A 13,623-nucleotide genomic window follows, 5' to 3' on the forward strand; every position below is an offset into this window, starting at 1 on the left:
GGCCGCGCCATGGATTTCGAGCTCAGCGACAGGGTCGTGCGACTGCGGGCGCAGCTCAACGACTTCATGCGGTTTCACGTCGAGCCGGCGAATGTCGCTTGGCATCGCGAGACCGCAGCCGGTGGTTACCCGCTCGCGCTGATCGAGCGGCTCAAATCGCGCGCATTCTCCGAAGATCTCTGGAACCTGTTTCTGCCGAGCCTGCGCGACAAGGATCCCGGGCAGCGCCTGACTAATCTGGAATATGCGCCGCTCGCCGAGATCATGGGCCGGGTGCACTGGTCGCCGGAAGTGTTCAATTGTAGCGCGCCCGACACCGGCAATATGGAGCTGCTGCAGCTCGCCGCGACCCCGGATCAGCGCCGGCAGTGGCTGGAGCCGCTGCTGATCGGCGAGATCCGGTCCTGCTTTGCGATGAGCGAGCCCGACGCGGCCTCGTCCGATGCGCGCAACATCCGCACCACCATCGCCCGCGATGGCGACAGCTACGTCGTCAACGGCCGGAAATGGTTCATCACCGGCGCCGCGCATCCGAACTGCAGACTTGCGATCGTGATGGGCGTCACCGGCGAGCACCTCGATCCCAACTCGACCGAGCGGCATTCGATGCTGCTGGTGCCGATGGATACGCCGGGTCTGAGCATCGTCCGCAACATTCCGGTGATGCATTATCACTCGCCCGAGGGCCATTGCGAAGTGCTGTTTCGAAACGTCCGCGTTCCCGTCACGAACCTGCTCGGCGAGGAGGGCAAAGGCTTCAAACTGGCGCAAGATCGGCTCGGACCCGGGCGGGTGCATCACTGTATGCGCACCATCGGCCAGTGCGAGGTCGCGCTCGAGCTGATGTGCGAGCGCGCGCTGGAGCGTAAGGCGTTCGGCAAGCATCTCGCTGACTACGCCAACATCCAGGACTGGATCGCGGAATCCCGGCTAGAGATCGATCAGGCGCGACTTCTGGTGTTGAGGGCGGCACACCGCATGGACCGCGAAGGCAATGCGGCCGCCCGCGTCGACGTCTCTGCGATCAAGCTTGTCGCGGCAAGGCTGCAGACCCGGATTGTCGACCGCGCGATGCAAGTGTTCGGCGCGATGGGACTGACGCCGGATACGCCGTTATCCTATTTGTGGACCTGGGGTCGCGCGATGCGCTTTCTCGATGGTCCGGACGAGGTGCATCTGCGCGTCGTCGCGCGGGCCGAACTGGCGACCGCGCGCGCACAAGCCGGTCGCAACGCCTGCCACTTCATACCTCCTGAGCCGTTGATCGGCGGGTAATCACGCGCGTCGCGGCTTCTCGATGACGGTCACGATCCAGCGCGGCTTGTCTCCGGTGGTGTCTTCCTTGACCGCGCGAACAACGCCAGTAATGGAAGAACCGCCCACCGTCAGCGTCGCCGCGCGACCGCTGAACTGCGCAATACGCGACCGCCTGGCTTCCTTCACATTCGTCGTTTCAAGCGTTTGCATCATCATAGCGCCGATCTCCATCTCGGCGACTATCCCGGGATCGTCGTTACACAGAGATTAAATTGAGGGCTCGTACGAATACCGATGCGCCTGCATCCACCTGCTGCGGAGGGCGCGATGCTTCGACAAGCACGCGCGGTCGCAACGTTCGATCGCGGAGGTCGTGGCGGCGGGACCGTGGTGAAAATCGTGCTGCGTCGGCGAATGACTTTCGTCCAATGGCCGATGTCAGCAATTCCCCTGACTGGCGGCTGTTTCCCATTTGTCCTATCGGGATAGAGTCGGCCCTTGCGCGGGCCGGTTCGCTACGCGTGCGAGATCGTGGACGCAGTCGTGGATGACGACCTCCGCAATGGCGATTTCCGCAGTGGCGTGCGCGTGCTTTGCCGTCCTTTCCCTCCACCCGCGGCAACGCGGTGGACGAACCTGAAAAGGCACCTCGATCCGGGGTGGACATAGGTACAATATGCAAATCTGGCTCGCTGCATTCGCGGTCGCTTTGGTAGTCGTGATCGGCTACGCGGGCGCCCCCCCGGGGGCTGTTGTCGCCCTGCTCGCCTTCGTGATCGCCCTGTTCCTGTTGTGGGCGCGCGAACTTGGTTTCAAGGGCGCCTGGGAGAAGTTTGGGCTCCAATCCCTGTCGCCGCCGCTCTGGAAGCAGGAGAACATCGACCGGTTCAAGGCGCTGTTCGTCGACGAGCAGAAGCTGGTGAAGGCGTGCACCGTCTCCGTGGCACTGATCGCGCTATCGATGCTGCTGCCGCGCAACCTTGTCATCTTCGTCTTCCTGGCGGCGGTCGCGCTCGGCGTGTTCGAGGTGTATCGCACCACGAGTTCGGCAGCTCGGCCCGGCACCCGAATCAACTGAGCCTCGCGCGGTCGGATCGCGCCTCCCAAGGATAGGATTCGAGAGCCGGCGGCGTTGGCCGTCGGCTCTTTGGCATTTGCGCAACACCGTGTGCGGAATCACCAGCCGCAAGACACCCTGCGGAGGACCCCCTCGGGGCCGGCTGTTGAAGATTTAATTACCGTAATTGCTAACTTGGTCTCCATCACTGATTGTTACACGTATCAGGATGAGGATAGGCCTGCAGATTGGTACCGGGGACGCCGACGATTCGCTCGGAACCCAAAAGCGCTTGACTATCGGTAACATGCTACACCACCGCCCGGTGGTGTTGCTGATGGGATGCGGGTTGCTGCTGATTACGGCAATCGCGGTGGTGACCGCCGTGATGGTCGGCGATTTCCGCAGCAAGGCACTCAAGAACAGCGAGCGGGAACTGGCCAATACGGCAGTCTTGCTCGCACACCATTATGATCGGGAACTCGAGGATTTCCTCGCGATCCAGGCCGACATCGTGACGATGGTCCGGCAGGCCCAATTCGTCTCCGCCGACACCTTCAGCGGCCAGATGGCGACGCTCGAAACCCACGAATTGCTCCGCTCCAAAGCGCAGACCGGGCCGGAGTCTTCGAAGCTCGCGATCTTCAGCGATCGGGGAATGCTGATCAACAGCTCGGGGGCCTGGCCGGTTTCCGAACTCTCGATCGCCGACCGCGCCTACTTTCGGGCTCACAAAGCCGGCACTGCGCCACGGACAACCGTCGAACTGGTCCGGAATACGCTCGACGGCGGCTGGCTGATCGTGATGGCGCAGCGTCTCACCAATGCGAATGGCGACTTTCTCGGTATCGTCAGCAGATCGCTGACGCCAGCGCATATCGAGCAATTCCTGGCGTCGGTGTCGCTCGGCGGAGATTCCGCGATCTCGATCCATCATCGCGACGGCTTTCTGATGGCACGCCATCCCCACGCCGAAGAGATCATCGGCCGCAATCTTCGGTCCGGGCCGGCCGAAGAGCTGAAGATGTTCGATGCCAACGTCAATGTACAACTCACGAGCCCAGTCGACGGACGCGACCGGCTGGTGTCGACCTACGCCCTCAAAAATCTGCCCATTGTGGTTTTTTCCGCCACCACGACGGACGAAGCTCTGGCCGCATGGCGCAAGCAGACCCGGCTGCTGATCTCCGCCGCGACGATTTCGGCGCTTGTCGTATCTGTCATCCTTTTGCTGATCATTCGAGAAATCGGCAAACAGCACCACGCAACGGAGGCACGGCTGGCACTGGACAAGCAGCGGCTGAACACTGCGATCAACAACATGTCGCAGGGACTGCTGTTGTTCGACGCCCACGCACGCCTGGTCGTATGCAATCAGCGCTATATCCAGATGTACGGGTTGTCTCCGGAGGTCGTGAAGCCGGGCTGCAGCTATCGTGACATCATCGCTCACCGGCAGGCGCTGGGATCGTTCAAGGGCAATGTCGATGAGTATTGCAGCCGCAGCATCCAGTCCGTCATCGTGGAAAAGACCACGGCAATCCACGGTTTGAACGAACGTTCGGTCCAAATTTCCAGCCTGCCGGTTCCAGGCGGCGGCTGGGTCTCGACCCACGAGGACATCACCGAGCGGCTTCGCGATGGCGAGAAGATCGCGTATCTCGCACACTACGACAGCTTGACTGATCTGCCCAACCGCAGCCTGTTCCGGCAGCGGCTGGAGCGAAAGCTGGAGGGCGCCCAGCGCGGCGCCTCTTTCGCTCTGCTCTATATCGACATCGATGAGTTCAAGAGCATCAATGACACGCTCGGCCATCCGGTCGGCGACGAATTGTTGAAGCAGGTGGCGGTGCGGCTGCAAGCCTGTGTCGGCGAGGACGAATTTGTTGCCCGACTGGGCGGCGACGAATTCGCCATCGTCACCAACGGGGCCGGCGACAGCGACCAGGCGACCGAGATGGCCGAACGCATCCTCCAGGCGATCCGCACGCCCTATCAATGCCTCGGCCATCGTCTGTCGACTGACGCTTCGATCGGTATCGCGATTGCGCCCAGGGATGGGGACGACATCGACCAACTCGTCAAGAATGCCGACCTCGCAATGTACGGCGCCAAGGCCCACGGCCGGCGCACCTTCCGTTTCTTCCAGCCAGAGATGGATGCGGTCGCGCGCGCGCGCCGTCAGCTCGAATTCGACCTGCGCAGCGCGATCGCCGATGACGCTTTCGAGATCCACTACCAGCCGGTCGTCGACCTGCGCAGCAACAAGATCACCGGTTGCGAAGCCTTGCTGCGCTGGCGACATCCGACCCGCGGCATGATCTCGCCGGGTGAATTCATCCCGATCGCCGAGGACACCGGCCTGATCAACGAGATCGGCGGCTGGACATTGGCGGCCGCCTGCGCCGAGGCGGTGCAATGGACCGACGACATCACCCTCGCGGTGAACATCTCGCCGGTGCAGTTCCGGCAGCCGACCCTCGCGCTTCTGGTCGCCTCGGTGCTGGGATCGACCGGACTACCGGCGCGACGACTCGAGCTCGAGGTCACCGAAGCGGTGCTGATCCACGACGACGACGCTGCACTGACGACGCTGAACCAGCTTCGTGCGCTCGGGGTGCGGATCTCGCTCGATGATTTCGGCACGGGCTATTCGTCGCTGAGCTATCTGCAGCGCTTCCCGTTCGACAAGATCAAGATCGACCGCGCCTTCGTCGACAGCATCGACAATGCGGACGGCTCGACTGCGATCATCGAGGCCGTGGTCAATATCGCGGCGTCGCGCCACATGACGACCACGGCGGAAGGCGTCGAGACTGTCCGGCAACGTGACATCCTGCGCGCGCTCGGCTGCACCCAGATGCAGGGCTACCTGTTCAGCCCGGCAACGCCCGCGCCGAAATTCCGCGCGTTGCTGACCAAGCACCGCAATACGGAAGCCGCTTGAGCGGCCGCGCATCCTTATAGCGTTCTCGAGCGAAGTGGATGCCGGTTCGCGTGAAGAAAACGCGTCAGAACATCGAGTTAGAGCTTCGGTTCTGATTTAATCAGAACCGAAGCTCTACGCGCATTCGACCCCATCTGATCGAAACGACGCTTTCGATTTGAATGTGACGCGTTGTCTTAACGCGAACCTGACTCCGCTTCGCTCGAAACGCGTCGGCCCTGGATTGTCGCGCTCCGGTATCGTGTGTTTGATGAGAGTCCGCAGCGCATCCGCGCCGGCGTGATCGAAACCAACACAGCGAAAGCGAAGCCCCGCCATGGCCGACCAGTTCAGCAACCTGCAGCAGATCCGCAAGCCCGCGATCGTCTCCACGGGCGGCATTGTCGCCGCGCAGTCGCGCCAGGCGGCGGAGATCGGCGCGGCGGTGCTGGCGGCAGGCGGCGACTGCATCGACGCGGTGATTGCGACGACGTTTGCGCTCGGCGTGCTGGAGCCGTGGATGAGCGGACTCGGCGGCGGCGGCGCGATGGTGCTGTATCGGGCGCGCGAGAACAAATACGAAGTCATCGACTACGGCATGTGCGCGCCCGGCAGCTTGCGCCCCGAGGATTATCCGCTGACCGGCGCCGGCGCGGCCTCTGACCTGTTTCCATGGCCGCGGGTGAAGGACGACCGCAATCTGCACGGACCGGGATCGGTCGCGGTGCCGGGCGTGGTCGCCGGCATGGAGGAAGCGCATCGCCGCCACGCGAAATTGCCGTGGCAGGAATTGCTCGCGCCGAGCATCGCGCTCGCTCGTGAAGGTCTCGCCGTGGATTGGTGGACGACGCTGATGATCGGCAGCGTCGCCGTCGACTTACGCCGCTACGCAGCGAGCACCGCCGCCTATCTGATCGACGGCCTGCCGCCGCAGACGCCATGGGGCATCAAGTCGAGCGTCCGGCTTTCGCAGGATCGGCTGATGGCGACGATGGCGCAGCTCGCTGCCCAAGGCCCGCGCGATTTCTACGAGGGCGAGCTGGCGCGCAGCATCGCCGCCGACATGAACGACAATGGCGGTTCATTGACTGTCGAGGATCTCGCCTCGTTCCGCGCGCGGCTGCGCGAACCGCTGCGGATTCCATATCGTGGCGGCGCGGTGTATGCGACGCCCGAACTCACCGCGGGGCCGACGCTGGCGCATACGCTGCGCGTGCTGCAGCAGAACTTGCACGCGAGCGGCGGCGCTCCGGATGCGGAGGCCTACGCGGCCTATGCGCTGGCGCTTCAATCGGCCTACGCCGAACGGCTGCGTGACATGGGCGACGCCGACGGCCGCCGCGCGCTCGGCGCCGAGCATCTGGCGCCGGCCTGCACAACGCATTTCTCGGTCGTCGATCGCGACGGCAATATGGCGGCGGTGACGCAGACGCTGCTGTCGACCTTCGGCTCGAAATTCGTACTGCCGCAGACCGGCATCATGATGAACAACGGCATCATGTGGTTCGATCCCGAACCGGGCCGACCGAACTCGCTGGCGCCCGGCAAGCGCTGCCTGACCAACTACACGCCGGTGCTGGCGCAGGCGGCCGACGGCCGCAGGCTGGCGCTCGGCGCGTCGGGCGGGCGTCGCATCCTGCCGGCGGTGGCGCAGATCCTGTCGTTCGTGATGGACTACGGCATGGATCTGAACGCGGCGATCCATCAGCCGCGGATCGACGCCAGCGAAGGCGCGATCGTGATCGGCGACGTCCGCCTTCCCGACGCCACGCGCGCAACGCTGGCGCAGCGCTTCGACTACGAGGAAGCGCGGGTGCAGAGCTTCCCGATGAAATTCGCCTGCCCGAGCGTGGTGCTGCGGGAAGGCGTCAGCAACAGCGGCGCGACCGAAATCGCGCAGCCATGGGGCGATGCGGTATCCGAAGCCTGAGTTCGATCGCATCGCCGCATGCAACTTTTAGTACTTCTCGTGGAGCGACGTATACGCCCTCGGGAGATCACCGGGGCGTGTGCGGCAAACATGAAGATCGATGAAATACGCCCCTCCAACTTGGAGCCGATTGCATCGCGGACGTTTCACACCCTGCTGCTACATACACGCGCAATCGGCTCGATGCCGGGCACCGCGAGTCAGCAGCCGAAATGTCCGACCTGTTCAACCAGCGCCTGCCTGATTGCCCCGCCTGTACGGGCACGATGTTGCAGATCGGCAACCTGCCGAAGTTGCAGCAACGACGGCGCATTCTGGTATTTCGCTGCGAGCGTTGCGACTATGTCCTGACTCACGAAGAATGCAACGAGAGGCTCTCGCGGGACGCGGAATCATAGGATTCGGAATCGTAGGATTCAGCGAGCCAGGGTCCGTGGGGCTCGGCAAGCCAAGGCCCGTGCACCTCTTCGAGGTGGAACGCCGCCTCTTCCTCGGTCGCCGCCTCTTCCTCGACCCTGGACTGCGAAGCCGGCCTTTGCGCGGAGAGTGGTTCGTCTGCGGGCAGGATAGCGGACAGCGCCGTCATTTTCCCGGGCTTGAATGCGGTCAGTTCGTCGAGTTGCGCAATATCGTGCTCGCGACCCTCCGGATCCGCGATCAGGACCTTCCAGCCTTCGCTCTCCCAGACCCGCGCCTTGGCGAGCGCGATCAGCGAACTGTTGCGCACGCTCTGCATCTTTTCATCCTTTCGGACGGCCGTGACAGTGTAAGGCAAGCTACAGTTCCTTCGTCGGCATCTCGGCGCAGACTGGCCGACGGCTTTGACGGCAATTCGCCGCGACGATGGCGAATTTGCGTCTCACAAACGTGTCGCGCGCACGCGTCTGCGATGGGCGCATCGCAGCCATTCGCGAGGCAAAGGAAAATACGGCGAGGTGTGATCATCTCGCTGTCTTGCCGTCCCGTCGCGGCTTTTGCCACGGCGATTGCAAAGAGCCAAGGAAGGCCCAATTTCACCGCAACAGTGTCGACGGTTCCACAACGACTCAGCGACACTCCCGCGATATCCGCCCTCCGACACGAAAGACGTCCACGCATGTCACCGGTTTCATTGCTTCTGAACATTTTCTGGATTGCGCTGGGCGGCTTCTGGATGGCGGCGGGCTGGGCGATCGCAGCGGTCATCATGGCGATTACGATCATCGGCCTGCCATGGGCGCGCGCCGCCTTCAGCATCGCCGCCTACACGCTGTTTCCGTTCGGCCAGATGGCCGTGCCGCGCGAAACCGTCACAGGGCGCGAGGACGTCGGCACCGGTCCGCTCGGCGTCCTCGGTAACTTCATCTGGCTGATCGTCGCCGGCTGGTGGCTCGCGCTCGGACACCTCGTCACCGCGGTTCTACTCGCCGTAACGATCATCGGCATCCCGTTCGCGTGGGCGCATGTGAAGCTCGCCGGCATTGCGCTGTGGCCGATCGGCAAGGTCATCGTTCCGGCGTGAAGAGCCGAGACGGCGAAGCACGCCATCCAGGACTGCAGCCGAGCCACCCCAACCGCACCGCACGCGGCAAGCCGGCGGGGCCTCCACATCCCTCAACGCTCGATCGATTCGAACCTGCGACCACGGCCTGAGGGCATTGTTCGTGGAAAAGCGGCGGCTTTCCCCGCGCCCGTTGCCGATCCCCGCCTGATCGGCTACAGAAGCGTGCGAAGCACCCGTAGCTCAGCTGGATAGAGCGTTGCCCTCCGAAGGCAAAGGTCACACGTTCGAATCGTGTCGGGTGCGCCATTTCAGTACAGAACTATGAACACCGAAAACCGCCGATTTCCTGCTTGAAGCGGCGACCAGCGTGCGCAGCAGTTCGCTTTTCAACCCCATGGTGCGAAGTTCCTGGGCGTCAACCTCGACGCGCTGGGCCAGCGCGCGCAGATAATCCCTGCGGTAGTGCTGGTGACCTTGGCCAGCCATGACGCCGCGACGAACCGCCCGCGAATGCCGGCGAGGGCGATACGCCAGTCGTGAACGCGTCAGTCGTGAAATGTCCTTAGCGCGGGATCGCGATTTTACAGATCACCCCGGTGGGGCGAAACTCCAGCGTGGCGCCGCCGCTGCCGAGACTGCGCGAGATCAGCGCCTGGCCGAAGCCGGACGACTCCGGCGGCGTCACCAGCGGGCCATCGTGCTCCTGCCATTCGATCATCAGCGCGCCGTCGTCCGACCGGCCGACTTGCCGCACGGCGATCTTGCCTCCGGGCACCGAGAGCGCGCCGTATTTCACCGCGTTGGTGGTCAGTTCGTGAAACACCAGCCCGAGCGACACCGCGGTCTTGGCGTCGACGGTGATGTCGAGTCCCTCGGTGACGATCCGGCCGCTCGACAGCGACGCGAATGGTGCAAGCTCGGCGCCGAGCACGTCCTTGATCTGTAGATTTTGCCACGATGAGTTCGACAACAACGTGTGGGTCGCGGCCAGCGCCTGGATCCGGCCTGAGAAGGATCTCTGAAAATCCTCGATGGTGCGCTCGTGCGCGGCGGTGCGCGCGCAGATCGCCATCACCATCGCCAGGGTATTCTTGACGCGGTGGTCGAGTTCGCCCATCAGCAGCGCCTGGTGGCGCTCGGCGGCCTTGCGCTGCGACAGGTTGATCAGCGTGACGACGCAGCCCTGGGTGCGTTCGCCGGATACGACCAGCGGCGCGGCGCTGATCAGCACGTCGGTGACGGAGGCCGACGGCGTGCGCACCGCAGCCTCCAGACCTTGAACCGGCATCCCGGACGCCGCCATCGTGACGATGTCGCTGCCGCTCATCAGCCCGGAGGCCTCGGTGAAGGTCAGCTCGATCGCGTCAGAGAACAACAGCCCGACCGGCGACTCGGCGCAGATCCGGGTCGCGGCGCCATTGAGATGCGTGACCCTGCCGGCGCGGTCGCAGACGATCACCGCCTCGTTGGCGGAAGCGAGGATCGCCCGCGCCAGACGTTCGGATTCTCTGGCGGCCGCGGCTTGCTCGCGCTCGCTGATATCGGTGAAGGTGATCGCGGCGCCGTGGACGACTCCGAATTCCAGCGGCGTCCCCGCGAGCAGGATGCTGCGTTCGACGTTGCCCGCGCGCAAATGGATTTCACCCGACTGCCGCTCGCTCATCGCCTGCGTCAGCAACCGCCGGAATTTGGCCTGGTTGACGGCATCGAGCAGTCCGACCAGCGCGGTCCCGGTCAGCGAGCCGGGCGGCTGATCGAGCAGCGCGCATAGCGCATGATTGGCGTAGAGGAGTTGGCCCTCGCCGTCGAACGCCGCGGCGCCGACGTCCATCGCTTCCATAAATGTGCGGTACGACTGGCCGCCACCTTCGAGTGTGAAGACCTGCTCGGCGCCGCCGCCCTTGACCACCAGCGCGTCGATTTCGCCTTCCCGGATCGCACGCAGCGTATCTTCCGCTTCCTCCAGCCTGGCTTCGAGTTCTTCCCTGCTCAGCGCCGCGACCGCCGAGCCCATCGTCAGGATCCCTCGACCGAAAGATGCACCAGCACCTTCGGCGTGTCGGACAGATCGCCGATGATCTTGCGAATCGGGACCGGCAGTTCCTTCACCAGCGTCGGGATCGCAACGATCCCGTGCTCGCGCGCGAGCTGCGGCGATTTCTTTAAGTCGACCACCTCGACCTTGTACTTGCCGGCGAGATGCTCGGCGCAGATCTTTTCCAGGTTCCGAATCGCTGCGAGCGATTTCGGCGTTTCGCCGGCGACGTAGAGAACGAGCTTGATCGGGTCGGCCATATCAGATTCCTACTTCGTGCGCGGAGCGTGATCGATGCCCCTGCTCCGCGCCAATGTGTCCGAGTCGATTGCGGTCTGCCTGACGTGTCTGTCCTCGATCTCCGCCAACCGCCGCAGCTCGGACTCGTCGGCATCGATCTCGGCTTGCAAAGCCTCGATCTGCGCCAGAGCGCGGGAGCGACGCTGGGCGATCTCGCCCTGAACGCGCGCCACCTCGGCCTGGCGCTCGATCTCCGCGCGATGCGCCCGCGCCTCCGCGCTGCGCCGCGCCGAGCCGGTCAACGCGCCGCCCTCTCCGAGATAAGGCTCGAGCAAATGGATGCCGTTGTCGGACATCACGAATTCGCGGACCTGATTTGAATGCGAAATGCCGCGCGCCTTCAGCAGATAAAGCTCGCGATTGAACTCGCCGTGGGCTTCGCGATTCAACAGCAAGATCCAGGCATCCATCAGCGACGACAGCCCGGCGTCGGTCTGAGTTTCCTGGCCGTGGGCGAGATGGGTGAACACGCCGGTGATGCCGTTCGATTTCAGGTAATCGACGATCCGCAGCAACATCGCCTGCACTTCGCCGATCTGGCCGGTTCCGAGGAACGCCGAGATCGGGTCAAGCACGACGACATCGGGCTTGAACCGCGTGACCTCGCGCAGGATCACGGCTAAATGCATTTCCAGGCTGTAGAAGGTCGGCCGCGCCGCGATGTAGCGCAATTGACCGCTCGCAAGCCATGGCCCGAGATCGGTGCCGACCGATTTCATGTTCCGCGCGGTCTGGGCCTCGGACTCCTCGAAGGACATATACAGCGCCTTCTCGCCACGGCGGCAGGCGGCGTCGGCCATCATGCAGGAGAGCGAGCTCTTGCCGGATCCGGCCACGCCGCTGACGAGGACGCTGTTGCCGCGATAGAAGCCGCCGCCGGTCAGCATCCGGTCGAGGTCCCTGACGCCGGTCGAGATCCGCTCCTCGAATACCTGGTGCGTAAGCCCGAGCGACGACACCGGCAGCACACTGAAGCCGTCTTCGTCGATCAGGAACGGATACTCGTTGGTGCCGTGCGCGGTGCCGCGATATTTGACGATACGCAACCGCCGCGTCGAAATCTGTTGGTCGACGCGGTGGTCGAGCAGAATCACGCAGTCGGAGACGTATTCCTCCAGCCCCTGGCGGGTCAATGTGCCGTCGCCGCGTTCGCCGGTGATAACGGCGGTCAGCCCCTTCTGCTTCAGCCAGTCGAACAGCCGGCGGATTTCGGCGCGTAGCACGGCGGGATTGGAAAACGCCGAGAACAGGCTCTCTATCGTATCGAGCACGATCCGCTTGGCGCCGATCTGGTCGACGGCGTATTCGAGCCGGAGGAACAGCGCCTCGAGATCGTAGTCGCCGACCTCGGCGATCTCGCTCGGATCGAGCGCGATGTGCTCGATGAAAACTCTCGATTGATCGATCAACTCCTGGAGATCGAAGCCGAGCGACTGCACGTTGTCGACGATGTCGACCGGACGCTCCTCGAAGGTGACGAACACGCCCGGCTCGCCATACAGCCGTGCGCCGTTGATGAGGAAGGTGGACGCGAACAGGGTCTTGCCGCAGCCAGCCGATCCGCACACCAGGCTGGGACGCCCCGACGGCAATCCGCCGAGCGTCAGTTCGTCGAAACCTTCAATGCCGGTAAGGGATTTCGCGATGCCTTCGGTCATATCAATCCATTTCTCTTCCAGTTTTGTAAGTGAACCGGAACAGACTGCCTAGGGGCCAGCCGCGAAAATGGTTCGATCGATGGCGGGAACAAGCAGCGACGTGTTGCGTTGTGCAGCGCATATTCTCGACATTTTTTAGTCGACTTGACGCTCTGTTGTGATTGAAGCTGTCGTCAGTTGGGCGGCACCCAAGCCTGACCTCAAGCACGGCGCTCACCCGAAAACCGGCATCCACTATTCGGGTACTCTGATATGCAACATGTTAGCGGCCGAACTTCGGCCGAATTGTCGTGGCGAGTTCGCAACTTCCCACGAACGACCTGCATCCGCCGGCGGCAATGCGCCTCGGTTGCGCTGGGTCGCCAAACCCACCGATGCCTGATCGGCTGACGATCAAGCGGCGCTCAGCGGCGGCACCGGCAGCGCGGTCACCGATTTAATTTTCTCCATCGCAAAGCGCGAGGTGACGTTCTTCAGCGCCACCGTGCTGATCAGCCGCTTATAGAAGATATCGTAGGCGCGCATATCGGCGACGACGACGCGCAGCATGTAGTCGACGTCACCGGCCATCCGATAGAATTCGATCACTTCCGGCAGCGCGCTAACGGCGTCGGCGAAGGTCTTCAGCCAGGCCTCGGAATGGTCGCCGCTCTCGATCGAAACGAACACCGACAGGCCGAGCCCGATCTTGTCCTGATCGACCAACGCCACCCGCCGCGTGATCACGCCATCGGCCTCGAGCCGCTGAATTCGCTTCCAGCATGGCGTCGACGACAAGCCAACGCGGTCGCCTATTTCGGCCACGGAGAGCGAGGCATCCTGTTGGAGAACCGTCAGAATTTTGCGGTCAATCGCATCGAGGCGGCGATGGTTCTCGGCGATGGGAGTCTCGATATCGGTCATAGTAGAACATTCTTCCAAATGAAGCGTCAATCTCCATCATAGTTGGAACATTTTTTCACGCAAGTCGGTTTCGA

The 13,623-nt window shown here is 63.3% G+C and carries 12 protein-coding genes and 1 tRNA gene; 6 read left to right on the forward strand and 7 right to left on the reverse strand.

Annotated elements, in window-relative coordinates:
* Positions 1–9: 9 nt before the first annotated feature.
* Complete coding sequence (locus BMY71_RS14140) at positions 10–1,275, forward strand: acyl-CoA dehydrogenase family protein (protein ID WP_092684489.1); 1,266 nt, start codon at positions 10–12, stop codon at positions 1,273–1,275.
* Here the strand turns inward: BMY71_RS14140 and BMY71_RS14145 are convergent, their stop codons facing one another.
* The gene (locus BMY71_RS14145) at positions 1,276–1,488 is read right to left on the reverse strand and encodes a hypothetical protein (protein WP_011501191.1); all 213 of its coding nucleotides are present in this window, start codon (positions 1,486–1,488) and stop codon (positions 1,276–1,278) included.
* Positions 1,489–1,975: 487 nt separating this feature from the next.
* Between BMY71_RS14145 and BMY71_RS14150 the strand changes: the two genes are divergently transcribed.
* The 3 genes from BMY71_RS14150 (at position 1,976) to BMY71_RS14160 (ending at position 7,170) form a co-directional block, all read left to right on the forward strand.
* On the forward strand, positions 1,976–2,335 hold the full coding sequence (locus BMY71_RS14150; RefSeq protein ID WP_244526054.1) for a hypothetical protein: 360 nt from the start codon (positions 1,976–1,978) through the stop codon (positions 2,333–2,335).
* Between the two features lie 208 nt (positions 2,336–2,543).
* Positions 2,544–5,261, forward strand: a complete 2,718-nt coding sequence (locus tag BMY71_RS14155) for a bifunctional diguanylate cyclase/phosphodiesterase (RefSeq protein WP_092684493.1) — start codon at positions 2,544–2,546, stop codon at positions 5,259–5,261.
* A 316-nt stretch (positions 5,262–5,577) separates the two neighbouring features.
* The gene (locus BMY71_RS14160) at positions 5,578–7,170 is read left to right on the forward strand and encodes a gamma-glutamyltransferase family protein (RefSeq protein ID WP_092684495.1); all 1,593 of its coding nucleotides are present in this window, start codon (positions 5,578–5,580) and stop codon (positions 7,168–7,170) included.
* Between the two features lie 352 nt (positions 7,171–7,522).
* Here BMY71_RS14160 and BMY71_RS14165 read toward each other — a convergent pair whose 3' ends face one another.
* Positions 7,523–7,906, reverse strand: a complete 384-nt coding sequence (locus BMY71_RS14165; protein WP_175557675.1) for a hypothetical protein — start codon at positions 7,904–7,906, stop codon at positions 7,523–7,525.
* A gap of 360 nt (positions 7,907–8,266) precedes the next feature.
* Between BMY71_RS14165 and BMY71_RS14170 the strand changes: the two genes are divergently transcribed.
* Both BMY71_RS14170 and BMY71_RS14175 read left to right on the forward strand, forming a co-directional pair.
* Complete coding sequence (locus tag BMY71_RS14170; protein WP_011501186.1) at positions 8,267–8,671, forward strand: YccF domain-containing protein; 405 nt, start codon at positions 8,267–8,269, stop codon at positions 8,669–8,671.
* 211 nt (positions 8,672–8,882) lie between these two features.
* Positions 8,883–8,959: transfer RNA gene (locus BMY71_RS14175), tRNA-Arg, on the forward strand.
* Here the strand turns inward: BMY71_RS14175 and BMY71_RS14180 are convergent.
* From BMY71_RS14180 to BMY71_RS14200, 5 genes are all read right to left on the reverse strand, one after another.
* Positions 8,930–9,139 (reverse strand): hypothetical protein, encoded by a 210-nt coding sequence (locus tag BMY71_RS14180; RefSeq protein WP_244526056.1) that lies wholly within the window; start codon positions 9,137–9,139, stop codon positions 8,930–8,932. The genes BMY71_RS14175 and BMY71_RS14180 overlap by 30 nt on opposite strands.
* A 76-nt stretch (positions 9,140–9,215) precedes the next feature.
* Positions 9,216–10,667, reverse strand: coding sequence for an HWE histidine kinase domain-containing protein (locus tag BMY71_RS14185; protein WP_011501168.1), 1,452 nt, complete (start codon positions 10,665–10,667; stop codon positions 9,216–9,218).
* Positions 10,668–10,669: 2 nt separating this feature from the next.
* Positions 10,670–10,948, reverse strand: coding sequence for a circadian clock KaiB family protein (locus tag BMY71_RS14190; RefSeq protein ID WP_011501167.1), 279 nt, complete (start codon positions 10,946–10,948; stop codon positions 10,670–10,672).
* A 9-nt stretch (positions 10,949–10,957) separates the two neighbouring features.
* Positions 10,958–12,646 (reverse strand): circadian clock protein KaiC, encoded by a 1,689-nt coding sequence (kaiC, locus tag BMY71_RS14195; protein WP_092684497.1) that lies wholly within the window; start codon positions 12,644–12,646, stop codon positions 10,958–10,960.
* 393 nt (positions 12,647–13,039) lie between these two features.
* Complete coding sequence (locus BMY71_RS14200) at positions 13,040–13,549, reverse strand: Lrp/AsnC family transcriptional regulator (RefSeq protein WP_092684499.1); 510 nt, start codon at positions 13,547–13,549, stop codon at positions 13,040–13,042.
* Positions 13,550–13,623: the final 74 nt, after the last annotated feature.

Source organism: Rhodopseudomonas pseudopalustris (genome assembly GCF_900110435.1).
In the GTDB taxonomy this organism is placed as follows: Bacteria; Pseudomonadota; Alphaproteobacteria; order Rhizobiales; family Xanthobacteraceae; genus Rhodopseudomonas; species Rhodopseudomonas pseudopalustris.